This is a genomic window from Pseudoalteromonas sp. NFXS53, assembly GCF_056629255.1.
The window spans coordinates 157,841-182,921 of record NZ_JBWVBR010000009.1 but is presented as its reverse complement, the minus strand read 5'-3'; the positions used below and the strand labels follow the sequence as shown (position 1 = coordinate 182,921).

At 39.8% G+C, this 25,081-nt stretch carries 23 protein-coding genes; 6 read left to right on the top strand and 17 right to left on the bottom strand.

All coding sequences use genetic code 11. From position 1 onward, the window contains the following. Positions 1-247: 247 nt before the first annotated feature. The 6 genes from AC1HJP_RS11800 to nosR all read right to left on the bottom strand — a co-directional run bounded on the left by AC1HJP_RS11800 (position 248) and on the right by nosR (position 8,737). Positions 248-2,728: a S9 family peptidase gene (locus AC1HJP_RS11800; RefSeq protein WP_480361988.1), complete on the bottom strand. Its 2,481-nt coding sequence runs from the start codon at positions 2,726-2,728 to the stop codon at positions 248-250. 273 nt (positions 2,729-3,001) lie between these two features. Then, a complete protein-coding gene (locus AC1HJP_RS11795; protein WP_480361987.1) occupies positions 3,002-3,934 on the bottom strand; it encodes a YeiH family protein in 933 nt (310 codons plus the stop codon). Positions 3,935-4,006: 72 nt separating this feature from the next. Further along, positions 4,007-5,146 (bottom strand): 5-(carboxyamino)imidazole ribonucleotide synthase, encoded by a 1,140-nt coding sequence (locus AC1HJP_RS11790; RefSeq protein WP_480361986.1) that lies wholly within the window; start codon positions 5,144-5,146, stop codon positions 4,007-4,009. A gap of 1 nt (position 5,147) precedes the next feature. After that, positions 5,148-5,630 carry a 5-(carboxyamino)imidazole ribonucleotide mutase gene (gene purE, locus AC1HJP_RS11785; protein WP_130254288.1) on the bottom strand — a complete coding sequence of 161 codons (483 nt, stop codon included), beginning with the start codon at positions 5,628-5,630 and terminating at the stop codon, positions 5,148-5,150. Positions 5,631-5,766: 136 nt separating this feature from the next. Further along, positions 5,767-7,359 carry an ABC-F family ATPase gene (locus AC1HJP_RS11780; RefSeq protein WP_480362009.1) on the bottom strand — a complete coding sequence of 531 codons (1,593 nt, stop codon included), beginning with the start codon at positions 7,357-7,359 and terminating at the stop codon, positions 5,767-5,769. A gap of 91 nt (positions 7,360-7,450) precedes the next feature. After that, positions 7,451-8,737, bottom strand: a complete 1,287-nt coding sequence (gene nosR, locus AC1HJP_RS11775) for a response regulator c-di-GMP phosphodiesterase, NosR family (RefSeq protein ID WP_480361985.1) — start codon at positions 8,735-8,737, stop codon at positions 7,451-7,453. 109 nt (positions 8,738-8,846) lie between these two features. Between nosR and AC1HJP_RS11770 the strand changes: the two genes are divergently transcribed. Next, on the top strand, positions 8,847-9,389 hold the full coding sequence (locus AC1HJP_RS11770) for a heme NO-binding domain-containing protein (RefSeq protein WP_480361984.1): 543 nt from the start codon (positions 8,847-8,849) through the stop codon (positions 9,387-9,389). Beyond that, the gene (locus AC1HJP_RS11765) at positions 9,386-10,888 is read left to right on the top strand and encodes a sensor histidine kinase (protein WP_480361983.1); all 1,503 of its coding nucleotides are present in this window, start codon (positions 9,386-9,388) and stop codon (positions 10,886-10,888) included. Before AC1HJP_RS11770 ends, AC1HJP_RS11765 begins: the two co-directional genes overlap by 4 nt. Positions 10,889-10,995: 107 nt before the next feature. Here the strand turns inward: AC1HJP_RS11765 and bioD are convergent, their stop codons facing one another. From bioD to bioB, 4 genes are read right to left on the bottom strand one after another with little or no spacing between them, the layout of a single operon-like run. Continuing rightward, positions 10,996-11,679 (bottom strand): dethiobiotin synthase, encoded by a 684-nt coding sequence (gene bioD / locus AC1HJP_RS11760; RefSeq protein WP_480361982.1) that lies wholly within the window; start codon positions 11,677-11,679, stop codon positions 10,996-10,998. Continuing rightward, the gene (locus AC1HJP_RS11755; RefSeq protein ID WP_480361981.1) at positions 11,679-12,440 is read right to left on the bottom strand and encodes a methyltransferase domain-containing protein; all 762 of its coding nucleotides are present in this window, start codon (positions 12,438-12,440) and stop codon (positions 11,679-11,681) included. Before AC1HJP_RS11755 ends, bioD begins: the two co-directional genes overlap by 1 nt. Then, complete coding sequence (locus AC1HJP_RS11750) at positions 12,437-13,585, bottom strand: aminotransferase class I/II-fold pyridoxal phosphate-dependent enzyme (protein ID WP_480361980.1); 1,149 nt, start codon at positions 13,583-13,585, stop codon at positions 12,437-12,439. Before AC1HJP_RS11750 ends, AC1HJP_RS11755 begins: the two co-directional genes overlap by 4 nt. A gap of 3 nt (positions 13,586-13,588) precedes the next feature. Then, positions 13,589-14,623 carry a biotin synthase BioB gene (gene bioB, locus AC1HJP_RS11745; protein ID WP_138568576.1) on the bottom strand — a complete coding sequence of 345 codons (1,035 nt, stop codon included), beginning with the start codon at positions 14,621-14,623 and terminating at the stop codon, positions 13,589-13,591. Between the two features lie 122 nt (positions 14,624-14,745). Here bioB and bioA point away from each other — a divergent pair, with 122 nt between their 5' ends. The 3 genes from bioA to AC1HJP_RS11730 all read left to right on the top strand — a co-directional run bounded on the left by bioA (position 14,746) and on the right by AC1HJP_RS11730 (position 18,463). Beyond that, a complete protein-coding gene (bioA, locus tag AC1HJP_RS11740; protein ID WP_480361979.1) occupies positions 14,746-16,041 on the top strand; it encodes an adenosylmethionine--8-amino-7-oxononanoate transaminase in 1,296 nt (431 codons plus the stop codon). Positions 16,042-16,160: 119 nt separating this feature from the next. Then, positions 16,161-17,498, top strand: a complete 1,338-nt coding sequence (locus AC1HJP_RS11735; protein WP_480361978.1) for a KamA family radical SAM protein — start codon at positions 16,161-16,163, stop codon at positions 17,496-17,498. Positions 17,499-17,623: 125 nt separating this feature from the next. Next, positions 17,624-18,463, top strand: coding sequence for an HDOD domain-containing protein (locus AC1HJP_RS11730; RefSeq protein ID WP_480361977.1), 840 nt, complete (start codon positions 17,624-17,626; stop codon positions 18,461-18,463). Between the two features lie 28 nt (positions 18,464-18,491). Here the strand turns inward: AC1HJP_RS11730 and AC1HJP_RS11725 are convergent, their stop codons facing one another. The 3 genes from AC1HJP_RS11725 to AC1HJP_RS11715 are packed head-to-tail and all read right to left on the bottom strand — an operon-like array spanning position 18,492 to position 20,600. Beyond that, entirely contained in the window at positions 18,492-18,923 is a 432-nt protein-coding gene (locus tag AC1HJP_RS11725; protein WP_480361976.1) for an acyl-CoA thioesterase, read from the bottom strand. A gap of 8 nt (positions 18,924-18,931) precedes the next feature. Next, on the bottom strand, positions 18,932-19,750 hold the full coding sequence (locus AC1HJP_RS11720) for a M23 family metallopeptidase (RefSeq protein WP_480361975.1): 819 nt from the start codon (positions 19,748-19,750) through the stop codon (positions 18,932-18,934). Further along, positions 19,743-20,600, bottom strand: coding sequence for a 6-carboxytetrahydropterin synthase (locus tag AC1HJP_RS11715; RefSeq protein ID WP_480361974.1), 858 nt, complete (start codon positions 20,598-20,600; stop codon positions 19,743-19,745). Before AC1HJP_RS11715 ends, AC1HJP_RS11720 begins: the two co-directional genes overlap by 8 nt. Before the next feature lie 201 nt (positions 20,601-20,801). On the opposite strand from AC1HJP_RS11715, the gene fabA reads away from it, so the two are divergent. Next, positions 20,802-21,317 carry a 3-hydroxyacyl-[acyl-carrier-protein] dehydratase FabA gene (gene fabA, locus AC1HJP_RS11710; RefSeq protein WP_138559954.1) on the top strand — a complete coding sequence of 172 codons (516 nt, stop codon included), beginning with the start codon at positions 20,802-20,804 and terminating at the stop codon, positions 21,315-21,317. 74 nt (positions 21,318-21,391) lie between these two features. Here the strand turns inward: fabA and rmf are convergent, their stop codons facing one another. The 4 genes from rmf to AC1HJP_RS11690 all read right to left on the bottom strand — a co-directional run bounded on the left by rmf (position 21,392) and on the right by AC1HJP_RS11690 (position 25,081). After that, a complete protein-coding gene (gene rmf / locus AC1HJP_RS11705) occupies positions 21,392-21,562 on the bottom strand; it encodes a ribosome modulation factor (protein WP_130254303.1) in 171 nt (56 codons plus the stop codon). A gap of 499 nt (positions 21,563-22,061) precedes the next feature. Continuing rightward, positions 22,062-23,363 carry a serine--tRNA ligase gene (serS, locus tag AC1HJP_RS11700; protein WP_058029744.1) on the bottom strand — a complete coding sequence of 434 codons (1,302 nt, stop codon included), beginning with the start codon at positions 23,361-23,363 and terminating at the stop codon, positions 22,062-22,064. Between the two features lie 7 nt (positions 23,364-23,370). Further along, a complete protein-coding gene (gene crcB, locus AC1HJP_RS11695; RefSeq protein WP_058029743.1) occupies positions 23,371-23,751 on the bottom strand; it encodes a fluoride efflux transporter CrcB in 381 nt (126 codons plus the stop codon). Beyond that, positions 23,744-25,081: a replication-associated recombination protein A gene (locus AC1HJP_RS11690; RefSeq protein WP_480361973.1), complete on the bottom strand. Its 1,338-nt coding sequence runs from the start codon at positions 25,079-25,081 to the stop codon at positions 23,744-23,746. Before AC1HJP_RS11690 ends, crcB begins: the two co-directional genes overlap by 8 nt.

Below are 25,081 nucleotides of genomic sequence, written 5' to 3'. Positions count from 1 at the left end.
ATTCTCTCCCAAAGTGCCTGTATAAATACCGACAAAACGGGCTATATTACGTGTCCCAATATTCACACAAGAAAAGTCTATTGTAAACATGAGTTTATAATGTCCAATTTTGTTCACCTGTGAAAATTGGACAAAACGCGCTGTAATAATGTTATTGGACAAAATTAAATGACTGTATGAATAAACAGTGATGTTTTTAATTCCATTAAAAAGGGCCTATAAAGGCCCTTACTATTCATTTTATGTTTTAAAGATGCTCTTTAAACAGCTTATAAATACGACGGTATTCGTCTAACCAACCCGTTGGCTGTCTAAACCCATGCGGCTCTACTGGGTAAATCGCTGTCTCGAAGTTTTCTTTTTCAAGCTCAATAAAGCGTTGAACGAGTCGAACAACATCTTGGAAGAAAACATTATCATCAACCATTGGCGCGTTGATAAGCAATGGTTTCTCTAAACCTTCAGCAAAGTAGATTGGAGAACTACGGCGATACGCAATTGGGTCTACATCTGGGTGGTTAAGAATGTTAGACGTGTAAGGCGTATTGTAGTATGCCCAATCAGACACAGGTCTAAGTGCTGCGCCCGCTTGGAATAAATCAGGCTTTGTGAGTAGTGCCATAAATGTCATAAAGCCACCGTAAGAACCACCATAGGTACCTACTGCGCCAGTATCAACGTTCACATTTTCAGCCATCCATTTAACACCATCTTCTAAATCTTGAATTTCAGGTGTGCCCATTTGGCGGTAAATTGCTGTACGCCAATCACGGCCGTAACCTTTAGACGCTCTGTAGTCCATATCCATGACCACATAGCCTTCGCTTGCTAACAGTGAATGGAACATAAACTCACGGAAGTAACCAGACCAGCCCATGTGTGAGTTTTGTAAGTAACCCGCACCGTGATTGAAGATAACAGCTTTACGTGTTTTACCAGTCTCACCTTCTACGTAGTCAGCTGGGTAATACACTTTTGCATAGATTGGTTGATCAGTATGACTCGAAGGCACAGCAACGATTTTCGGTGCGATTAACTTTTTATTTAAGAACTCGTCAGAAACAGTATTTGTTAATCGTGTTACTTGTGCTTTTGGCTTAGTATCTGCAACATATAGTTCATTCGGCATCATGATCTTTGAGTGATTAAGCAATAGTTTTTGCTCATCTTGGCTCAGTTCATAATCCGTCATACCATCTAAGTCAGTTAGCGCTACTTTTTCGGCTGTTTGCGTATTCACGCGATAAACTTCATAAATACCTGGGTGCTTAACATTTGCTTTAAAGTAGATTTGCGAATCATCTTTGCTTAGCGTTAGGTGTGATACAACAAATTGACCTTTAGTAAGTTGCTTTGCTTTGCCATTTACAGGTTTAGTATAGATATGGCTATAACCTGATTCTTCAGACAAGTAATACAACGTATCTGAATTGTTCATCCAGCCAAAGTCATTGTACGTGTAGTTCACCCATGCATCGTCGTGTAAACGATGTTGTGATTTGAACTCGTTATTGTCAAAATCAACGGTTGCGATCCAGCGGTCTTTGTTATCCCATGCTTCAAGCATTACAGCAACTTGTGAACCCGTTGTATTCCACTGCACTGCACTTTGGCCCCAACCCCAGTCCATCATCAAATTTATGTGACGAGGTTCACGTTTTGATTCGTAAGTTCTGCCTTCAGCTTTTGCATTCTCTGCTTTTTCAGCTGCTAAAACATCTTCATCAAAGCCAGGTAGTGTTTCATAACTTAAAGTTGTTTGTGCTTTAGATGCGATATCAATGAAAATCACATCTGAGCTAGATGGTTTCGAATCAGCTACGCGACGACGAGCAGGTACTGCTTCGATGTCACCGTTTTGTGACACATAGTTAGGCATAATGTCGGTATCAGCGCGCCATGGTGTGCTCTTTGTCACAACGGCGATAAGTTTGTCACCTTCAGGAGAAAGGCTTGCTTCTACAAGGCGGTTACCTTTACCTAGATAAAATTGGTTAGACGCAATTGTGTCATTTTCAGCATTTAATTGCTCTTTACGCTGTTCTTTATCTAGTGCGTTTTTATGCGTTAGCTTTACAAAATCAATCAGCTTATGTTGCTCTTTGGCGATGTAAGTTGATGGCTCTTGTGTGCCTTTAGGTTTGTCAGCTAGGTGTAATTTAACAAGCTCTTTAGTAAGACCTGAATTAATATTAACGCTATAGAAGCTATTGCCAGTGCGATAAGCTAATTCACCAGAATTTAAAAACTGCAAAGAGCGTGCTCTATCAGAACTTTGTGTTAGCTGTTTGATTGCGCCCGTTTTAATGTTTTTAACAAACACATTACCTTCAAACGTATAAGCTTGCACTTCACCGTTTTTTGAATAGACCGCGTTTTTAGCACCAACCGTATGAAGTTGGTTTAGCACAACTTGCGTAGGCGCTTTGCCTGCTGTAACAGCAAATGTGTCGCGTAATTCATTACCCGCTTGCTTGCGGTTGAAAATCACAGTTTGGCTATCTGCAGCCCAAAATGTGCGCTCAGGTTGACGACCCAACCAATCAGGGTGTGCCATTGCTTGCTTTAATGTGATGTTCTCACCACCAAAATCTAAAGGCGTTGCCACAACAGGAGCGAAGTTTGAAGCTGGTTCAGCCTTTACCGCGTCAGTCGATGAGGTTGTTTGACAACCTGTTAAGAACAGGCTCGCTGCAACCGCAGCAGAAATTAGAGAGTGTTTGATCATAGTTATTCTTCAACTTGTTAGACTAGGTCAATTTAAGCAAATGCGACGATAGAATACGAATAATTTTAGATAAAATAACAATAATTAAGGAAGTGCGTAATTCTTGGAGTAAAACCTTGGGGTTTATGAACATAAAAAAGGCCAGCATAGGATGCTGGCCAAATACTCTCTGCGCTCACATAGTCGTTGATGAACAACGATTATGAAATGAGGCCTATCCGCGCCTCATTACCTAAGACTAGTCCATTTTTGAAAAGTTCCAAGAAAATTGCATTAATTTATCACTCCATCGATGATAAGTAACAATATTACTGAACTGACGATGCCCCAAAGTAAGGTGGCCATTGCCAGAGGGCGCCATCCTGTTTGTTTTAACATAGCCAGAGACACGCTTGAGCCAACTAAAAATAAACAGGCATAAAGCACATGTTTTGCTCCTGCATAACCCAACTGCCAAAAAGTCGAATATTCAGGAAAGTACGTATTAATAAGTGCAGCCAATAAAAAACCAACAATAAAAAGTGGAATACTCGCCTTTTCTTCACTTTTCCAAAATACGCCAGCCAAAGCTGTATATGGAATGATCCACATTGCACGTGTGAGCTTAATCGTCGTTGCAATACCGACTGCGATTGGGCCATATGTTGAGGCTGTTGCAACCACACTGCTCGTATCATGTATTGCGAGGGCAGCCCAAATCGCAAATTGTTCTTGTGTTAACTCAAAGTAATGCCCGATTGCAGGAAAAAGCAACAAAGCTAAGCCATTTAATAGAAATACAATGGCAAGGGACACCGCAATCTCGTGCTGTTTAGCTTTTATCACTGGGGCCATTGCCGCAATTGCGCTGCCACCACAAATAGCAGTACCAAAAGACAATAACACACTGGTATTTTTATTTACTTTAAAGAGCTGCCCTAATATTTCGCCAAGCCCAATTATGGCTGTAATACTTACAATGGTGAGAACAAATGAGCTTCGCCCGACTTCAAGTACATCATTAAAGTCGACATTAAATCCTAGTCCTATCACAGCTAATTTTAATAGCCATTTGCTAGCTTGATTACTTAACGACAAATACGGGTTTGTAAAAATCAGAGTGAAAGCAAGACCGAGAAGAAGAGAAAATGCGGGGCCTATAAATCCTGTCAGACAAAGTACAAATAACCCAATAAACGAAAACTGTTTAATAGACTGACTAGTCACTTTGTTAATGCCTTATTTAGTTTATATTCCTATAATTAGAGTCAAAAAAGCCGAGTTAAACTCGGCTTTTTATTATAGTGTTTTTAACTGCTCAGCAGTTGTCTGTACACCAGGGTAATCTTGTTCTGGCAGTACTTTTGCCAGCTCAGCTAGTTTATCACCAAGCTCTGACAAACAATTAGCAGAAACATTAATATGACCCATCTTACGGCCTGGTTTTGCAGATTTGCCATACCAGTGGCTGGTTGTATCAGCAACAGCCAAAACTGCTTTTGGAATAGCAGCTTGCCCTAGTACGTTGATCATTGCGGTTGGGCGATTCAAAACCGTTGAACCTAGAGGTAGGCCCGTAACGGCGCGCATGTGGTTTTCGAATTGGCTAACATGACATCCCTGCTGAGTCCAATGACCCGAGTTATGTACACGTGGTGCAATTTCATTGACTAATAAAGTGCCATCTACATCGAAAAACTCAATGGCTAATACGCCGACATACTCTAATGCATTGGCGATAGCGTTAAACGCCGACTCTGCTTGCGCTTGAATTGCATTTTTCTCTTTACCCGCGATTGAAAGCGTTAATACCCCATTGGTATGTTGGTTTTCAGTCAGTGGGTAGATTGCAGTTTCACCATTTTTCGAACGAACACCAATGATAGATACTTCGCGATCAAATGGGATCATTTTTTCTGCAATAATTTGATGAGATGCGTCTTTAGCTAAAAATTCAGACATCTCAGTCCAAATTTGCTCTACCTCATCAAGAGATTTTACACGCCACTGCCCTTTTCCGTCGTAACCTGCTTGGCAAGTTTTGACTACCAAAGGCATTGCGAGTTCATCAGTTGAATCTAGCAAGTGCTGTTTTTCAGTGATGATTTTATAAGGTGCGCAGGCAACTTTTGCAGCATCTAGGAGCGCTTTTTCTTTCGCTCTATCACCACCCGTTGCTATGGCTTCTGTGCCTGGGTAAAACTTACCACTTTCATCACATAGCTTCAGAATATCTAAAGGAATATGCTCGAACTCAGCAGTGATTGCATCTGCAGAATCAATGGCTTGTTGTAATGACTGATCTACTGTTAAAAAAGTAACAGGATCGATGACTTTTTCAGAGCCAACATCGTAAGCTGTAACATGAATGTCTAAGTTCTTCGATGACAGGCTCATCATTCGCGCAAGTTGCCCTGCGCCAAGGACTAAAACGTTCATATTACTCAGCAGGATTTGGGTTAGCTAAAATTGTTTCTGTTTGTTCTTTACGGAAAGCTTCAACTTTTGCAAAGATTTCTGGTTGCTGACAACCTAAAATCTGAGCAGCAAGTAAGCCCGCGTTAGCCGCACCCGCATCACCGATTGCCAACGTACCTACAGCTACGCCTTTTGGCATTTGGCAAATTGAAAGTAATGAATCAACACCGTTTAGTGTTTTTGATTTAACTGGTACACCCAGAACTGGCAAGCTTGTGAAAGCCGCAGCCATACCCGGAAGGTGTGCAGCGCCACCAGCACCAGCAATAATAATCTTGATACCACGATCAGCTGCGCTAGACGCGTAATCAGCTAGAAGTTGAGGTGTACGGTGAGCCGAAACTACTTTTGTTTCATAGTCGATGCCAAACTTGTCCAGCATGTCTGCTGCATGTTGCATAGTAGGCCAGTCTGATTTTGAGCCCATGATAATGCCAACCGTCATAATAAATCCTCAGAAGTTTTGAACGATAGAAAAACAAACTGCAGGCTCTTATTGGGGGTAAGCCTGCAGTTTCTATGTGGGTATTATACCTATCTAGTTAGGTAATACCATTGAAAAGTACCATTGTATAAAGCGGTTAGTTAGCCGCCTCTTGTTGTGCTAGGTACTCGTCATATGTCCCTTTAAAGTCGATAACTTTACCGTCCTTAATTTCCCAAATACGGGTTGCAAGTGATGATACAAACTGGCGGTCATGTGAAACGAATAAAAGAGTACCTTCGTACTGTTCAAGGGCTAAGTTAAGCGCTTCGATTGATTCCATGTCCATGTGGTTTGTAGGTTCATCCATAAGTAAAATATTATGCTTGTGCATCATTAATTTGCCAAACAACATGCGACCTTGCTCACCACCAGAAAGTACTTTTACTGACTTTTTGATGTCATTTTGTGAGAACAGCATTCGACCTAAGAAACCACGAACCACTTGCTCGTCGTCACCTTCCTGTTGCCATTGCTCCATCCACTCAAATACAGTTTGGTCTTTTTCAAACTCATCAGCATGGTCTTGGGCATAATAACCAATGTTAGAATTCTCAGACCATTTAAACTCACCTGTTTTAGGTGCTAAACGACCCGCTAAAGTATGAAGAAGCGTTGATTTACCTACACCATTTTCACCAATAATAGCTATACGCTCACCCACTTCAACTAAGCCTTCTAAGCCTGAGAATAAAGTGCTGTCATAACCCTGTGAGACATTGGTAATTTCAAGCGCATTTCTGAAAAGCTGTTTACTTTGTTCAAAACGAATAAAAGGCGTTTGACGAGATGACGCTTTAACTTCATCAAGTTGAATTTTATCAATCTGTTTTGCACGAGACGTAGCTTGTTTTGCTTTTGATGCATTTGCCGAGAAACGAGAAACGAACTGCTGAAGTTCAGCAATTTGTGCTTTCTTTTTGGCATTCTCATTTAATAGTTTTTCGCGCGCTTGCGTCGCTGCAAACATATACTCGTCATAGTTACCTGGATATACACGTAATTCACCGTAGTCGATGTCAGCCATATGCGTACAAACAGAGTTTAAGAAGTGACGGTCGTGAGAAATAATTAGCATGGTGCAATCACGCTGGTTTAGTACTTCTTCTAACCATTTGATTGTATATATGTCCAAGTTGTTGGTTGGTTCGTCTAGTAGCATGATGTCAGGATCAGCAAATAACACCTGCGCAAGAAGCACACGTAACTTGAAACCCGGTGCAACTTCAGACATTAAGCCATAGTGTTGCTCAGTACCAATACCAACACCTAACAGTAACTCACCGGCTTTTGCCTCAGCCGAGTAACCATCCATTTCTGCAAATTGCGTTTCAAGATCGGCCACTTTCATACCATCTTCTTCACTCATTTCTGGTAAAGAGTAAATACGATCACGTTCAGCTTTAATTTCCCACAGCTCTTTATGACCCATAATAACCGTATCAATAACAGTGTATTGCTCGTAGGCAAACTGATCCTGATTAAGTTTCGCTAAACGAATATTTGGAGCTACACTCACGTTACCCGCAGAAGGCTCAAGTTCAGAGCCTAAAATCTTCATGAATGTCGATTTACCACATCCATTGGCACCAATAAGACCGTAGCGATTTCCATCACCAAATTTAACAGAAATGTTTTCAAAAAGTGGTTTTGCACCAAACTGCATGGTGACATTAGATACGTTTAAAATAACGAGCTCCAAATAGCATATAAAATAAAACTAGCGGTATTTTAAACTAAAGGTTTTTTGAGAGCCACCAGAGAGTGGCTAAGAATAGAAACTAATGCACGAACACGTTAAATATATAATTCCAATCTTTTTGATACTTTTGTAACTTTTCAATGATGCTTGGTGTGATTTCTGTGCCAGCTGTTAAAATCACAGCGCCCTGTTTATTCAATAAATCCTGTGTTAAATGCATACCGGTTTCTAAACAACTGACTCCGACACACACGTCAATATCGTGATTTTCGAACACCTTACCGCTAGAAAGTAACTCAAAATACACATCTAGAATATGTGGGTCATAAAACTCAGTTGCCAAGGTCTTCATGGTTTGCATTGCTTGATCTTGTTGCATCTTCTCACCAGTAATACGACCAATTAATAACTTATCGTAGTCATTTACTATGGTAAGAATACGACTGATAGTTGGTATGTTGTCAGCAATTAAATGCTCAGGTAAACCCGTGCCATTATAGTGCTCGTATTGGTGTAAGATACCTTTGCCTATAGTTTGAAGATTAGGCAGCTTTTGAAGTATTTCAGCCCCTTTGATGGCATTTTGCTGCTTTGCTATAAGTTGATCTTTCGTTAATTCATTTTCAGTGCATTTAACAAGCTCATCAGGTAATGACACCTTACCAATTTCATGCATTAAGCCCGCTAAATAAGCTTGAGTAATAAGCGGCTTTTCTAAACCTAGATGCTTAGCAACGAGCCGACAATGAGAAGCTACACGTTTTATATGGCCGTCATCGCTGCCTGTGGTGTCTTCAATAATTAGGTTAATCATCTCAATGACATCATGAAATAGTTTGCGCTGCTTTTGATTGACGTTTTTTAGTTTGTCAGTAAGTTGAGAAAGTGATGAAGTTCGAGCCTGAACTTTACTTTCTAGTTCATCGTTGTAACTTTGTAATTGTTGATTTTTTTCTTCCAGCTCATTTTGCAAACGAATCACAGACTGCTTCAATTGATACTGATCACAAGCCTGCATCACTATTTCTTTTAAATCGTCATTACGCCAAGGCTTACTGACATAGTTTGAGATCTTGCCTTCATTAATTGCTAAAGCAGTTGAGTCGATGTCGGAATAGCCCGTTAAAAGAATACGCGCTGTATTTGGATTGATGATAAAAGCCTGAGCTAGCAGCTCTGCTCCGCTCATTAATGGCATTTTCATGTCTGATATAATGACCGCAAATTCACGCTGTTTTAAAATTTCTACAGCTTCGAGTGGTTTATCACACACAGTCACTTCAAGCTCCTTTCTAAACAGGCGCTTTAAAGCGTTGAGTACTTGTGTCTCATCATCCACAATTAAAATTGGCAACTTATCAGACATTTAATAAAACCTTATGTTTCTACAAATGATTTTAAAACATTGCGTTAAGTAAAAAGTGACACTATTTTAAAAATATATCAACCTCATAACGCGAAATGCGGAGATTTATATGAAAGGCAGTGTTTTCAACGCGCTACAAGAGTTTGTAGAAACCAATCACGGTTTAGAAGCATGGGACACCATGCTAAATACACTCGACCTTCCCTCTCAAGGGATCTACACATCTTCAATTAAGTACGATGACAGCGAAATGTTCAGCATCGTTACTTATTATTGTGAAGCATTAAACGTACCAGCTTCTGATTTACTTAGAGCTTTTGGTGAATTTTTATTTGTGAAACTTATGCCTATGGCACCCAGTGAAGCAAAACAAGCCCCATCTCTGCACGCGTTTCTTTATATGGTTGATAACTTAATTCACGTCGAGGTAAAAAAACTTTACGCAGATTCAAACTTACCTGAATTTGATTATGCAGACCAAAATGATCAACATCTGACGATGATTTATCGTTCAGAGCGAAAGCTATGTCATTTGTCAGAGGGCCTCATTTTAGGCGCTGCTAAACACTTCGGTGAAGAAGTCTCTATTTCTCAATCGAAATGTTGTCATGAAGGTGATGATGCTTGCCATATAGAAGTAAGGTTTCTATGAGTGAAGAAACACAAAACAAAGTTGACGTACTCGAACGCGCACTAAAAAGAGAGCGAGCAGCTAGAAAGCTCGCCGAAATGCAGCTTGAAAACTATACTCGAGAGCTATTAGAACAAGAAGTTTTAAATGATGAAACGCGTATGGAAGTCGAAAACCAACAAACTCAACTGTCTTTTTTAACCGGTCTTTTAGCTGAAACCTGGAGTAAACCAACGCTAAAAAAGATTGTTGAAAACTATCTCGAAAGGACCTGTGCGTTTTTATCTAAACCAGATAATTTATTCATTGAACTCGATAGCCAATGTAATTACGGTCAATTTCAATACTATACTCAATCGAGTACCGAATCTGAAATCAATGAGCATTTGCAACTGTTAAAGTCTTTTCTTGCTCAACTCGACAGAGAAAAAGTATTCGATTTATTACAACAAGAGCAAGAAACACAACTCATAGATACCAATGACATAAGTAACGAAGCGCAAGACTTTTATCAATTTTGCGTTATGGTGCCTTTGTACACGCTCACGCTCGAAGATAAAAAAACGGTAGGTGTTGCAGTTTTACTCTACGAAGACCAACAAGATATCAATATCACCAAGCTACAAACCCTTGAGTCATCAAGAAGCATGCTTTCTATCGCCATAGAAAGAAAGAGAGCTGAAGAAGAGCTTCAACAACAGCTTATAAACCTTGAAGAGACAAACAAAATTTTAGAGCAAACACAATTGCAACTTGTTGGGCAAGAAAAGCTTGCCTCCCTAGGTTTCCTTGCTGCTGGTGTTGCCCATGAAATTAATAACCCGGTTGGCTTTGTATTAAGTAACCTCGATACCATGGCTGACTATATTCAAGATATTAAGTCAGCTTTACAGCCGCTTGCTGATGAGCCTTCGAGTAACTCGTTGACACAACTAAGCAAAAACTATGAAGAGTATGAATTGCCCTTTTTGTTTGAAGACAGCGGCGAAATTTTAAAATCTTCAGTCGAAGGGTTAGAAAGAGTCAAAGCCATTGTGGCTGATTTGAGTACTTTCTCTCGGATGGATAACGATGAACTAGAGCCAATCGATGTGACCAAAGTCATCAATAAATCTCTTAATATGGTAAGCAATGAATTCAAATATAAGCACCATATCGAAACTGACCTGTTAGAAAGTGCCACGATTTTAGGAATAGAAAGTAAATTACAACAAGTCTTTATAAACCTGTTTGTTAACGCAAAACAAGCCATGGCTGAGGGCGGTACTTTGTTTGTTAGATGCTATAGAGAGCGAACAAAAATTATGGTGCGTGTAAAAGATGAAGGTAAAGGTATTCCTCAAGAAAACATAAAAGAAATATTCACGCCGTTTTTTACTACTAAGGCGCCCGGTGAAGGTACCGGTTTAGGCTTATCTATTTCATACAGTATTTTGCAGCAACATAATGCAAAAGTTGAAGTGTTAAGTGAGCCTGATAAGGGCACCGAATTTGTGATCTCATTCTTCGAATTTTTCTAAGCTAAATTTAGATTATTCGTTAATAAGTACAAACCTAAAATTAAAAGTGATATTTATTGAAATATCACTTCTTACATTTGAATTAAATACTTTTTAAATGCGAGTACTTACAAGTTAATTGCTAAAAGATCGGTTAGTGCCTTATAAATTTTCAATTTTGCTTTGCTTTTTGCAAATGGTGCAACAGCTAATAGAGGCGCGTCAATACGTGATTTCAAGCTATCAAGGTTTGCATCAAACTCAGACATGTTGGGATCAATCTCATTTGCAATCCAACCAACACATTTCACCCCTTGGGCTTTGAGCGCTTGAATTGTAAGCAGCGTGTGATTCAAACAGCCTAACTTCATACCGACGACCAAAATGACAGGAATTTCTCGCGCTTTTACCCAGTCAGACAAATACTCAGTGTCATTAATTGGTAAAGACCATCCACCAGCGCCTTCTACAAGAGTAAATTCAGCACCGACGGATAAAATCTCTTTATAATGATGATTAAGTTCTATTTGTGTAATTACTTTGTTTGCACGTTGCGCTGCAATATGGGGTGCGATTGGCGGCTCAAAACAAATTGGATTTATCTGGTCATATTTAGCATGTACGTTTGAAGACTCCATGATGTTTAAAGCGTCTTCATTGACCAGTTGACCAAATGCTTCTTCTGCTCCCGCAGCAATAGGCTTAAAACCAATTGCTGAACGCTTATGTTGGGTTAAAAACTTGAGTAGTAAACAAGTAACATGAGTTTTACCGACTTCAGTATCGGTACCTGTAATAAAAAAAGAATTCATTATTTCGTTAACTCCAAAATACCGACTTGGTAGCTAATAACGGCTTTACCGTCTTGTAATGGAAAAGCTGACAATAGATTTTTATAAGCCGCTTTCCCCAATAAGCCTTGCTCTTTTTGACAGTCTGTTAAATGATTTGCGCCAATATTTTTCACCGACTTTATGGCATTGATTGGTTTATCGTAGTGATCTTGAAGACAGTGCTGATTTGAGAACACCACTTTGAATCCCACGCTATTAGCAATATTTACTAACTGAGTTAGATTCAAAAAATCATTAATGTGTTGGTTGTCATCCACTGCTTTCCATGCCTGTGCTATTTCAGACAAGGAACCATCTAAAACTGTCGATAATAGAACTTGAGAGCCAGGTTTACACACTGAATAAAGTGATTTAAATAAAGCTTCAGGTTCAGCGCTCCACTGAATTGCAAAATTTGAAAATACAACATCAAATACGTTTTCTGTAAAAGGCAGTTTATCCATATCTGCACAAACACGATTCACATTATTCTCAGGGTGCGTCTCAGACAACATGCCTAAACTCAGATCCATCGCAACTAAACAGTCACTGTGATGTTTTAGTTTATGCTGATGCAGCAAAGGGCCTGCGCCAAGGTCAAGCATGACTTGACTGTGCTTATTTAATCTTGAGAATAACAAATCCGCAGCCAACTTTTGTACATGTGCATGTTGCTTGTACTGCCCTGCGGCTTTTGAAAACTGCTTCGCCGTTGACAGTTTATCGGGTGTTGCAATCATATTGACACCTGTAAGGCTCTTACAAGCTTTTCAATATCATCATGTCTATGTGATGCGGTGATTGTGATCCTAAGTCTAGCCGTATTATGTGGCACTGTTGGTGGACGAATAGCTGTTAGCCAAACCCCCTGCTCTTTAAGCTTAGCTTGCGCATTTAATGCATTTTCAGCGCTGCCTAACACAACCGGTTGTATCGCTGTGTCTGACGGCATTACGGGAATGTTTGCATCGACACAAAGCTGCTTGAATAACGCAATATTATTAAACAAGTGCTGTCTCTGCTCACTCGCGTCAAGTACGCGTAAAAACTGCTGCTCTGCAGCTTGAACCATGAGCGGTGACATAGACGTTGAGTAAATATAATCACGATTAAACTGAAGTAAAAAGTCGATGACTGATTTACTTGCTAAAACAGCCGCGCCCTGACACGCCATTGCCTTACCAAATGTGATCACCAGAATTTCAGGCTTACAACCTAAGCCTACACTTCCTAGCCCATGTTCGCCCAATACACCAAAGCTATGTGCATCATCTAACATAAGCCAAGCATTGTGTTGCTGTTTTAATTCTAAAAGCTGCTGAAGTGGCGCACTGTCTCCATCCATTGAAAACACACCTTCACTAATGATCAACTTATTTGTGGCTTTACTTTTTTCTAAACGCTGACGTAGATGCCCCATGTCATTATGGTTGAAACGGATATGCTTGGCATCAGATTGCAAAGCCCCATCAATTAAGCTGGCATGGTTAAGTTTGTCTTGGAAAATGGCAGAATCAAGCGCGGCTTTTGAGCCTGAGCTTTGTGAAAAAAGAGACTTGATTACACTGCTGTTTGCACTAAAACCCGTACTAAACAGTAAAGCGGACTCGTAACCAAGGTGTTTGCACAGTAAGGTTTCAAAATCTTTATGGCACTGCTGGTACCCTGTAACAAGTGCCGATGAGCGGCTACCTGTTAGCCCACCTTGCAGCTCTAATTTAGACCCTAAACCAAGATAATCATTGCTGGCAAAGTTTAAATATTGCTTGCCCTCTTTGCTTGTCAAAAAGCGAGCGTTACTTGAATCGGCAATTAGATTACGAGCACGCAACAAAGACTCTGCTCGTCTTTGCTGCAGCGCTGCTTGTATAAATTCAAACGACATCCACTATGCTTCGTAAAATAGCTCTGACGTTGCCTTATCAGCAATTTTTGAACTTAAAGACGCTTCGTATGCCTCATCAGAGTAGTCTTGACGCTTCTCTGGATTCATACCTAGCTTTTTAAGTAAGTTCATATCTGCATCGGCTTCTGGGTTTTCAGTAGTCAGTAACTTGTCACCGTAGAAAATTGAGTTTGCGCCTGCGAAGAAACACATAGATTGCATTTGCTCATTCATTGCAGTTCGACCCGCTGATAAACGCACATAACTGTGCGGCATCATAATTCGTGCAGTGGCAATGGTGCGAATAAATTCAAAATGGTCTAGATCTTCAACGTCTTCAAGTGGTGTGCCTTTTACTTTTACAAGCATGTTAATTGGTACACTTTCAGGTTGTTTTGGTAAGTTTGCAAGTTGCATTAATAAACCATAACGGTCACCCGCTTGCTCACCCATGCCAACAATACCACCAGAACACACTTTCATACCTGCATCACGCACATTGTCTAACGTATCAAGTCTGTCTTGATAAGTACGTGTAGTGATAATTTGCTCATAATATTCAGGCGACGTATCTAGATTATGATTGTAGTAATCTAGGCCTGCATTTCTAAGCTCATGTGCCTTTTCATTATCCAGCATGCCAAGTGTCATACAGGTTTCTAAACCAAGCTCTTTTACTTCACGCACCATTTTAGCAATGTAAGGCATGTCTCTGTCTTTTGGATCAGACCATGCTGCGCCCATACAAAAACGAGTTGCGCCTTTTTCACGCGCTAACCTCGCTTGTTCAACAACCTTTTCTACTTCCATTAAACGTTCACGATCTAAGTCTGTTTTATAATGCGCTGACTGTGGGCAATATTTACAGTCTTCAGGACAAGCACCCGTTTTAATTGAAAGTAAGGTCGAGATCTGGACTTCGTTTGGATTAAAGTTCTCACGGTGAATACTTGCTGCTTTAAATAGCAAGTCGTTAAACGGCATGTTAAATAGTGCTTTTACTTCTTCGTAAGTCCAATCGTGACGAACTGTAGCCATAATCTGATACTCTTTTTATTCTTAGCCTGTCTATTAATTAGGCGTTTGATTTGACGGTGATTGGCTTAGTCTACTGAGTGTCGTAGTATTGTCAACGTCACAGCAAAGCTAAAGGTTTACAAGTGATCAATAATCACTCTATAGATATCAAATTCGATAAACAGCATATTTGGCACCCCTATACGTCTATAGGTGATCCCTTACCTGTTTACGGTGTAACACATACAGATAAGAACAAACTTTATCTTGATGACGGTACTGAACTCATAGATGGTATGGCTTCTTGGTGGAGTGCCATTCATGGCTATAATCACCCTAAAATAGTCTCTGCAATACAACAACAAGCACAAACTATGTGCCACGTTATGTTCGGTGGTATCACACACGCACCTGCTGTTGACCTATGTAAAAAGCTGGTCTCAATAAGCCCTGAGCCTTTACAAAAAGTTTTTTTAGCCGACAGCGGTTCTGTAAGTGTTGAAGTTGCAATCAAAATGGCATTGCAATATTGGATAAGTAAAGGTGAAACCAATAAAACAAAGCTCATGACCGCCAAAAAAGGCTATCACGGCGATACCTTTGCAGCGATGAGTGTTTGCGACCCAGTTAATTCAATGCACAGTATGTATCAAGGTTTCTTACCGGAGCATATCTTTGTCGAAGCACCAAAAGCTGGCTTTTACGACAACGAAAATGAAGCTGAACTTGCAGCGTTAGAACACGCGTTTGAACAACATAGCAATGAAGTCGCCGCTTTTATTATCGAACCTATTGTACAAAATGCTGGTGGTATGAACTTTTATCATCCGTCTTATCTCAAAAAGCTCAGAGCACTGTGTGATAAATATCATGTACTCCTCATTTTAGATGAAATCGCTACTGGCTTTGGTAGAACAGGAAAAATGTTTGCCTGTGAACACGCAAATATCAACCCGGATATTATGTGTATTGGTAAAGGGTTGACTGGTGGTGCAATGACGTTATCTGCGACGTTAGCGACAGAAGAAGTCGCTGTCGGGATCAGTCAAGGCGAAGCCGGCGTGTTAATGCACGGACCAACATTTATGGGGAATCCGCTTGCCTGCTCTGCGGCTAATGCAAGTTTAGAGCTGTTACATGAAAACGATTGGCTTTCACAGATCAAAAATATCGAACAGACGATGAATACTCACTTATCTCAATGTACAAAATTAGATGCTGTAGAAGATGTCAGAGTGCTCGGTGGTATTGGTGTGGTTCAAGTCAATCGCTCCGTTGATGTTGCAAAAATTCAAAAGTATTTTATTAGAGAACATAAGGTTTGGATCAGACCATTTGGCAAGCTGATTTATATAATGCCACCTTATATCAGCTCAGATAACGACATAATGGCTTTATGCACTGCAATTTACCAAGCTATCACCACAGAAGAATACTAAAGCTTATAATCATAAACTTAGCGTTATTTGTTCGAACTGATACAAATAACGCTGAAACATAACTATTAATTTGTTAGACTACTGCGCTTTATGTAATTAGAAGTAGAGTAAACTAACATATGCAGCAAACCGTCCAATTGCAGCCAGCAGAAGCTTATGTACCACCTAAATTCAATGTTTATCAACATCGTCAGATAGATAAGATTGAACAACTTCATCAACTTCCTGAGCATTTACGCTTTGAGATGCGCGTTGTCGCCAATGTTTTTCCTTTCCGTGTAAATAATTACGTGATTGAAGAACTAATTGATTGGGATAAAGTACCTAATGATCCGGTATTCCAATTAACTTTCCCACAACGTGGCATGCTTGATGACGAGTCATACGATGAAATGGCCGCTTTATTAAAGCGCGAACATACACCAGAAGAAGTTTTTGAATTAGCAACACAACTTCGTCAAAAGTTGAACCCGCACCCTGCCGGGCAAATGGATAAAAATGTGCCAACTTTTGAAGGCGAGCAAGTTGAAGGTATTCAACACAAATACAAAGAAACTGTGTTGTTCTTCCCTGCTCAAGGTCAATATTGCCACTCTTACTGTACTTTCTGTTTCCGTTGGGCGCAATTCGTAGGTAAAGCAACACGTTTTAACAATAACGATGAAGAGTTACTGCATAACTACCTTGCTGAACACAAAGAAGTTACAGACCTATTAATGACTGGTGGCGACCCTATGGTAATGCGTACTGTGAAGTTACGTAAGTACCTAGAAGCACTAAAAGAACCGCGTTTTGATCACATCAAGACTATTCGTATTGGTACTAAGTCTTTAACATTCTGGCCATTCCGTTACGTTACTGATCCAGATGCGCAAGACCTATTAGCGTTATTAAAAGAGCTTGTAGATGCTGGCAAACATGTTTCAATTATGGCGCACGTTAACCATAAGCAAGAATTACGTACAGATATTAGCCGTGAAGCAATAAAACTTATTCGTAAAACTGGCGCGCAGATCCGTACACAGGCTCCACTGCTAAACAACTTAAATGTTGATTCAGATATGTGGGCTGAAATGTGGAAAGAACAAACTCAAATGGGCATGATCCCTTACTATATGTTCATTGAGCGTGATACTGGTGCTAAACGCTACTTCGAATTACCATTGTACAAAACTTGGGAAATTTTCCGTGATGCTTACAAACAAGTTTCAGGTGTAAGTAGAACAGTACGTGGCCCTTCGATGAGTGCCGGTCCTGGTAAAGTTGAAGTATCAGGTGTAACTGAAATTGCCGGTGAAAAAGTATTTGTACTTCGCTTTATTCAAGCGCGTAACCCTGATTGGGTTCAGCGTCCATTCTTTGCAAAATACGATGAAGAAGCAACTTGGCTTGATGGACTTGTTCCTGCTTTCGGCGAAGAAAAGTTCTTCTGGCAAGAAGAATACGAAGCAATGTAAATAAATTAAATATGAATTGCGTAGTTAGCTACGCAATTCTTTTTCCACTCCTTCCCGCCAATTCAATACCACTTTTCTGAACCATAAACTATGATTTAAATAGTTAATTAGATTGGAGTTATGGTATGCCAATATCATTAACCAATGAAGAAAAGGTAATTCTTAGAAGTGTTTCAATTCCACCAAGACCAGAGGCGCTGATAAAGTTTTCTGAAGAAACGAGAAAGCCTGAGCCAAACATTTCTCGTGTATCTGAAATTCTACAGGACGATGTTGGGATCTGTGCTGCAATACTTCAAGTTGTCAATTCAAGTGCTTTTCGGCGTGCAAAAGAAATAGAATCAATCGATCAAGCCATTATGATCTTAGGCTTAAAACGGTTAATTCCCTTGGTTAAAGCCGTCGCAGTTAAAGCGGCTGTTGGTACAGATCCAACTATGGCTAAATTTTGGGATGTTCAAACCGATATTGCGCATATTGCCAGTATAGTTGCAATGAAACTAGATAAGCCTGCTTTGTCTAATCATGCTTATATGCTTGCACTCTTTCACGGCGTGGGTGTAGCAATACTGAATCAACATTTTGACGATTTTGAAGCTGTAATGGCTTATGCTGGTGAAAACAACTGGGATGATGCTGCTAAATTGCAATTTGAAAAATACCAGACAAATCACGCGACCATTGGTGCTTTACTAGCGCAGCAATGGCGCTTACCCAAAGTCATGATTAACATTATTTACTACCAACATGACACCGATGGCTTATTCCAATCAGAAGAATTGGATAAACTCGGCTTAGACTTACTGTGTATTCTCAAACTCTCAAGGCACTGTGCTTTTTTGAAAGAGCAACCAAGTGAAATAAATGGTGAATGGCAAAACATCATGGATGACGTTATAGATCATCTTGATATGGAAGAAGAGCAGCTATTTAGTATTATCGAAGAAATTACAGATGAAATATGAGGGCAAAAGCGCCCTCATTACATAAGTGCTATTTAAAGCCTTTAAGCATATGTTCACATACAACTGGCGTTGGTCTGTGATTATCATCAACAGCAACAAAGGTAAAGCTGCCTGAAATAGCTAAATGTTTATCATCTTTGTGCATGCGTTCTAAGAAGATATTAACATCTACTTTTAAGCTGGTATTACCAACATGCGATACAGTCGCTACTAATTCAGCGAAAGTGCCCGCTGGAATTGCTTCTTTAAAATCTACTCTATCTGAAGAAATAGTAACTAAAGGCTTTCGACAAAAACGTGTTGCGGCGATAAATGCAACTTCATCCATCCAAGCCAGTGCATCACCACCAAATAAAGTATTGTGATGATTGGTGCGTCCAGGAAAAACAGTCTTAGTTACAGACGTAACAGACTCTTTAATGCGTTGCTCAATCAAGGCTTGTTTTTCAATATCATTCATTTAAGTTACTACTTCGTATTTGCTAATTTATCTGTCATTAATAATGCTGGGTCAAGACGTTCATTGAACCAGTTGAAACGCCAATCTAAATGTGGACCTGTCACACGGCCTGTCGCACCTATATCTGCAAAATGGTCACCCACTTCAACCTTATCACCCACCTTAACGTGTATTTTATTAAGGTGAATATAGGTTGAAGTAATGCCATGACCATGGTCTATGATCACAGTACCACCACTATAGTATAGATCAGGGTCTGCCATGACCACTTTACCCGTAAGTGGTGCCCAAACTGGCGTGCCCGTTTTATTGGCAATGTCTAAACCAAAATGTGGGTTTCTTGGTTTGCCATTAAAAAAGCGCTGACTGCCATAAACACCTGAAATGCGGCCTTTGGCTGGACGTAAAACGGTGTCTTTAAAATAAGTAAAGTTAGATTCACCAGCTCGCGCAGCTCGCACACGTTTTGCATCATCTTTGATACGAGCAAGTACAGACTCTGGTGGTGAAACGTATTTCTTTTCAACACCCGTAATGCGATCAATTTTATATTCGCGCTTAGTGATCACAATATCTTGAGTATGCTGTTTACCTGCTTGGTCAACCCAAGTTAACGCATGCTTTGTACCTGCATCTCGACCAAAGCCGAACACAAACTCTCCTTCTTTGGTTATTTTTAATGCTTTGCCATTAAAATAAACCGAGTTAGGCTTGTCTAGCTTACCAATGATCATACCGCCTTGCGTTAGACTGCCTTTAAGTTCCAGTGCCATTGAACTAACACTTGCAGTCAAACCAACTAAAGCGAACAATGCGGCTTTAAGCATATGCAATGGCTCCTTTGCCTACACCCTCAAATGCTTTTACTTTTACGGCATTGTCAGGGTGCGTTTTTTTAATTTCTGTTGCTAAGTAATCAGCAATACACTCTACTGTTGTATCACAAGGTAAAAGATCACAACGCGCTTTACTGATTGCTAATTCGAAATAGCCCTGTGTAGACGTGTATGCAAAGGCATAATCAGAGTCTAAAGCTTTAATATGTTTAAGTTCTGAGTTATCAATCAAGTCTTCTTCAGAGCCTAGGTAAATGTCTTCCCATTTACGTGACCATTCTTTTTGCAGACGAGGCATAGGAATGTTATCGAGGCTAATACCAATTAACGAGCGGTGGCCGTGAACGATTCGCTGACAATTGCCATCATGCTTCTTCAAGCCATGGCTGTAGTGGTAATAAAAGCTAGAAGTTTGTTCTGGACGAAGTTCAATATCGATGTCTTTTACGTTTGCAGGCATCTTAGGCATAATTTGCTGCTTCAAAAACGCTATCACTGATTGTTCATTCACTGTTACAGCATCAATTAAGCAAATAGCTTGTTCTGGTGCATACATCGCAATGTGCTGTTTGTCAGCGAATTGAGCATCTAACTTCACTTGTTCGTTTTCAATACTGTACGAACCATTTAAACCTGCAGGTATTGCAAGCTTATGGTCGATTGTGTCATCGATAATGCGTTTAATCTGTTTTTTTACCAGTGCAAAATCTAAAACCATAGACTCATCATTCAAGTCTCCATGAAGTGTTAAGTCAGCAATCCAACTTTCACCTACCGGCCCTCTTTTATTACAAAAGTAAGAAAAATCAATAACAGTTAAAGCGTCTACGAATAAAATCATGTCGATCCAAAATGAACTAAGTTAACAAGAATCATTATAAAGAAATGTATTCTAAAAATCGCCCAAGTTAATGCAAGTTGTCATATAAAAATGCTTAAATGTTTAAAATATTAACAATAATCAACTGTTCAGAGTTGTTTGGCGTACATCTGTAAGCTAAAGTAGCCTGAATTTTTATTTTGAAGAAAAAGTATTAATACTATGGAACCAAAGAACAGCTACACAAAAGAAGAATTGATCCTATGTGGTCGTGGTGAAATGTTTGGTGAAGGCAACTGCCGTTTACCAAGTGACAACATGCTAATGATGGATCGCATCATTGAGATCAACGATAACGGTGGTGAATTTGGCAAAGGTCAAATTATTGCAGAGTTAGACATTGACCCTAGCCTTTGGTTCTTCGATTGCCACTTTAAAGGCGACCCTGTAATGCCTGGCTGTCTTGGTCTAGACGCAATGTGGCAGATCGTTGGCTTTTTCTTAGGTTGGTCAGGAGGCCCTGGTCTTGGTCGTGCACTAGGTGTAGGCGAAGTTAAATTCACAGGTCAAATCTTACCAACGGCTAAAAAAGTGACTTACCGTGTAGATATGAAGCGAGTAATTAAACGTAAATTATTCATGGGTATGGCTGACGGTACAGTTGAAGTAGATGGTCGCGTTATCTATGAAGCAAAAGATCTTAAAGTAGGTCTTTTCCAAGATACCAGCGCTTTCTAATTAGACTTTTTAAAAAGTTACTGTAACAACAAAGCCCTCAATTGAGGGCTTTGTTGTATTAAATTCTCTATAAATTAAGTTTTAAACATGTTGCGGTCGTCAACGGCTTCTCGCCACCCGCCTAACCATTCTGATCTAGATTCTAATTGTTGATATGGACAAAGTTCTTTTGAGCGTCCTGCTAAACCTGCTTTATATCCTTGGGAATGTGCTCTTTCTAATCGATCACGCTTTTGTCTCTTCATAGGTAAATCCTCACCTTTTGTTTATTAACACTGCAAAACATTGCAACATTTAATGAATAGTTAATAAAAACGTAAAATTCAAATGTTATTAGCCTTTACGCTCAAATTAAAATGATGCATGTTTTATAAAGTCTAATTTTGTAAATACGAGAACACGAAGACTGTTAAAGAAATGACTTTAACGCTTCATAAAAGCAGGATTGGCCAACCCTTGAAACCTAATAAAACATATTCTTCATATAGCTGCAATATAATTTACACAATTAAAATTAACTCAAGCCAAAAAAGAATAATTTAAATAAATAACAAATAAAAATTAAGATTAAAATTTATTTAATTTAAATCTATAAATTAAATATGCAAGATCCATGAAAATTCACATTGCCATTTCACTGTAATTATTTGCCTAAATAAAGTGCCTATTTATTAGGATCTTACAGGCACAAAAAAGGCCGCCATAAAGCGACCTTGATCGTATAAACAGTTATTGAAAGAAGTCTTAATTAATAACTTCTAAACCGCCCATGTATTGACGTAATACTTCTGGTACCACGATTGAACCATCTGCTTGTTGGTAGTTTTCTAAAATAGCTACTAACGTACGACCAACAGCTAAACCAGAACCATTTAATGTATGAAGTAGTTCAGGCTTCTTCTCACCTTGACGACGGAAACGTGCTTGCATACGTCGTGCTTGGAAATCCCACATATTTGAGCAAGATGAAATTTCACGGTACGTGTCTTGCGCTGGTAACCATACTTCTAGATCGTATGTTTTTGTTGCACCAAAGCCCATATCACCAGTACATAAAACGACTTTTCTGTAAGGTAGCTCTAATGCTTGTAAAATATATTCAGCGTGACCAGTAAGCTCTTCAAGCGCAGCCATTGAGTCTTCTGGTTTTACAAGTTGCACAAGTTCTACTTTATCAAACTGGTGTTGACGAATTAAACCACGCGTATCACGGCCGTAACTACCCGCTTCACTTCTGAAACACGGTGTGTGTGCAGTCATTTTGATTGGTAGTTCTTTTTCATCGAAGATTTCATCACGCGCACAGTTTGTAAGCGGTACTTCAGCTGTTGGAATTAAGCTGAAACCTTCTTGCTCCTCACCGTCGTCGTTGATTAAACCTTTAGTATGGAATAAGTCACCTGCGAATTTCGGTAATTGACCTGTACCTAATAAGCTGTCTTTGTTTACCAGGTAAGGTACGTACATTTCTGTGTAACCATGCTTATCTGCATGTGTATCAAGCATGAATTGAACAAGTGCACGGTGCATACGCGCAACACCACCACGCATTACAGTGAAGCGAGAGCCAGTTAGTTTAACACCCGTTTCAAAGTCTAGGCCTTTGTCTAGCGCTTCGCCTAAATCTACGTGATCTTTAACTTCGAAATCGTATTGCTTAGGTTCGCCCCACTTGATGATTTCAACATTTTCACTTTCATCGCTACCAGCAGGCACATCTTCTGCCGGTAAGTTAGGTAAAGTTAAAGCGATATTATTTAGCTTAGCCAAAATTTCATCTTGTTCGTTCTTAGCCGCTGTAAGTTGGTCGCCTAAGTTAGCAACAGCGTCTAGTAGTGGCTGAATATCTTCGCCTTTTGCTTTTGCTTGACCAATTGCTTTGGAGCGGCTATTTCTTTCGCTTTGTAATTCTTGTGTTTTTGTTTGAAGCGCTTTGCGTTGCTCTTCTAAAGCATTAATCGCATCAACATCAAGCTCAAAGCCACGTTTAGCTAGTCGAGCTGCTGCTTCAGCAATATCCTGACGTAAATATTTTGAATCTAACATTTTGCTTTTAACCTTTTTGCATGACTAAGTTAAGGCCTAACCAAGCCATAAAAATACATAACACCACATTTAAGGTGATATTGAGAATCATCTTCACAATTTGCCCTTGTTGAAGTAGCAACAAAGAGTCCATCGAGAATGTAGAGAAAGTTGTTAATGCACCTAAGAAACCAATCACAATAAGTGACTTATAAGGGCTTACCGCGAGTACTTGTTTTTCAAGTAAGCCAAATACAACTCCCAATAATAATGAACCGATTATATTAACGGTCAAAGTGCCAAATGGGAATCCCCTACCCAGCAGTTTAAGCATTGTATCACTAATAAAAAACCTTAAACACGCACCAAGTGCGCCTCCAAGTGCAATTGAGAGGTACATTTTAATCATTTGAATATCTTTTGTTCACACTCATTTGATTTAATGACTTTAAATATTCAAGCTTATCTTTGATCTGCTTTTCTAAGCCGCGCTCAGAGGGCACATAATATTGTCTGTCTTTGATTTCTTCAGGAAAGTAATTTTCACCTGCGGAAAATGCCCCTTCTTCATTATGGGCATATCGATATTCGTCACCATAACCTAGCTCTTTCATGAGCTTTGTCGGTGCGTTGCGTAAATGAACGGGTACTTGATAATCTGGGTCGGTTGCTGCATCTTGTTTAGCTTGATTAAATGCTATATAAACTGCGTTACTTTTTGCTGCACTGGCTAAATAGAGAGTCGCCTGTGCAATGGCTCTCTCGCCTTCACTTGGCCCTACACGTTGGAAAATATCCCACGCATTTAATGCTACTTGCATTGCTCTTGGATCAGCATTCCCAATATCTTCGGTGGCGATGGCTAAAAGGCGTCTTGCAACATAGAGTGGGTCGCCACCACCAGCAAGAATTCTACAATACCAATAAAGCGCAGCATCTGGATCGCTCCCCCTAACTGATTTATGAAACGCTGAGATCAGGTCATAGAATAAGTCTCCGCCTTTATCATATTTTGCAAAATGAGAAGGTAATAGCTGATTAAGTACATCAGATGTAATAACCACTTGGCCATGTTGATCAGATAGCTCAACAGCTTGCTCAAGTAAATTCAAGGCTTTTCTAGCATCACCACTACTTACCTGCGAGATTTGCATAAGTTGCGCATCAGACACCGTGATTTGCAGCTTTGAAAGTGCCTCATCTTTGCTAATTGCGCGTTTTAATACCTGAACAAGTTCTTCATCGGTTAAAGCCTTTAAAGTGTAAACACGTGCCCGCGATAGAATCGCGTTATTCAGGGCGAAACTTGGGTTTTCAGTAGTGGCACCAATGAAAATAAAAGTGCCATCTTCAATGTGAGGTAAAAAAGCATCTTGTTGAGACTTGTTAAATCGATGAACTTCATCAACGAACAATAAAGTTCTTTGTCCCATACTAAGGTTTTGTTTAGCTTCTAGCACTGCTTCACGGATTTCTTTTACACCTGAAGTCACAGCAGATAAGTGCTGAATGCGCGCATTGGCATGGTTAGCAATTATTTCAGCAATGGTAGTTTTGCCAACGCCTGGCGGCCCCCAAACGATTAGGCTATGTGCTCTGCCAGACAGTATGGCTTTATATAAGGGTTTATCAGCGGCTAATATATGTGATTGGCCGATGTAGTCTTCTAACTGTGTTGGCCGCATTCTTGCGGCCAATGGCTTTACATCGTTGCCAAAATCAAATCCTAAATTACTCAC

Excerpts from the sequence above, each read along its gene's own strand:
- AC1HJP_RS11730 (WP_480361977.1), top strand. The coding sequence starts at position 17,624 with ATGCCAATATCATTAACCAATGAAGAAAAGGTAATTCTTAGAAGTGTT.
- AC1HJP_RS11800 (WP_480361988.1), bottom strand. The coding sequence starts at position 2,728 with ATGATCAAACACTCTCTAATTTCTGCTGCGGTTGCAGCGAGCCTGTTC.
- purE (WP_130254288.1), bottom strand. The coding sequence starts at position 5,630 with ATGACGGTTGGCATTATCATGGGCTCAAAATCAGACTGGCCTACTATG.
- bioB (WP_138568576.1), bottom strand. The coding sequence starts at position 14,623 with ATGGCTACAGTTCGTCACGATTGGACTTACGAAGAAGTAAAAGCACTA.
- AC1HJP_RS11715 (WP_480361974.1), bottom strand. The coding sequence starts at position 20,600 with ATGATTTTATTCGTAGACGCTTTAACTGTTATTGATTTTTCTTACTTT.
- rmf (WP_130254303.1), bottom strand. The coding sequence starts at position 21,562 with ATGAAGAGACAAAAGCGTGATCGATTAGAAAGAGCACATTCCCAAGGA.
- AC1HJP_RS11790 (WP_480361986.1), bottom strand. The coding sequence starts at position 5,146 with ATGAACGTTTTAGTCCTTGGCGCAGGGCAACTTGCGCGAATGATGAGC.
- AC1HJP_RS11755 (WP_480361981.1), bottom strand. The coding sequence starts at position 12,440 with ATGATTGCAACACCCGATAAACTGTCAACGGCGAAGCAGTTTTCAAAA.
- AC1HJP_RS11735 (WP_480361978.1), top strand. The coding sequence starts at position 16,161 with ATGCAGCAAACCGTCCAATTGCAGCCAGCAGAAGCTTATGTACCACCT.
- serS (WP_058029744.1), bottom strand. The coding sequence starts at position 23,363 with ATGTTAGATTCAAAATATTTACGTCAGGATATTGCTGAAGCAGCAGCT.
- fabA (WP_138559954.1), top strand. The coding sequence starts at position 20,802 with ATGGAACCAAAGAACAGCTACACAAAAGAAGAATTGATCCTATGTGGT.
- bioD (WP_480361982.1), bottom strand. The coding sequence starts at position 11,679 with ATGAATTCTTTTTTTATTACAGGTACCGATACTGAAGTCGGTAAAACT.
- crcB (WP_058029743.1), bottom strand. The coding sequence starts at position 23,751 with ATGATTAAAATGTACCTCTCAATTGCACTTGGAGGCGCACTTGGTGCG.
- nosR (WP_480361985.1), bottom strand. The coding sequence starts at position 8,737 with ATGTCTGATAAGTTGCCAATTTTAATTGTGGATGATGAGACACAAGTA.
- AC1HJP_RS11765 (WP_480361983.1), top strand. The coding sequence starts at position 9,386 with ATGAGTGAAGAAACACAAAACAAAGTTGACGTACTCGAACGCGCACTA.
- AC1HJP_RS11720 (WP_480361975.1), bottom strand. The coding sequence starts at position 19,750 with ATGCTTAAAGCCGCATTGTTCGCTTTAGTTGGTTTGACTGCAAGTGTT.
- AC1HJP_RS11725 (WP_480361976.1), bottom strand. The coding sequence starts at position 18,923 with ATGAATGATATTGAAAAACAAGCCTTGATTGAGCAACGCATTAAAGAG.
- AC1HJP_RS11750 (WP_480361980.1), bottom strand. The coding sequence starts at position 13,585 with ATGTCGTTTGAATTTATACAAGCAGCGCTGCAGCAAAGACGAGCAGAG.
- AC1HJP_RS11770 (WP_480361984.1), top strand. The coding sequence starts at position 8,847 with ATGAAAGGCAGTGTTTTCAACGCGCTACAAGAGTTTGTAGAAACCAAT.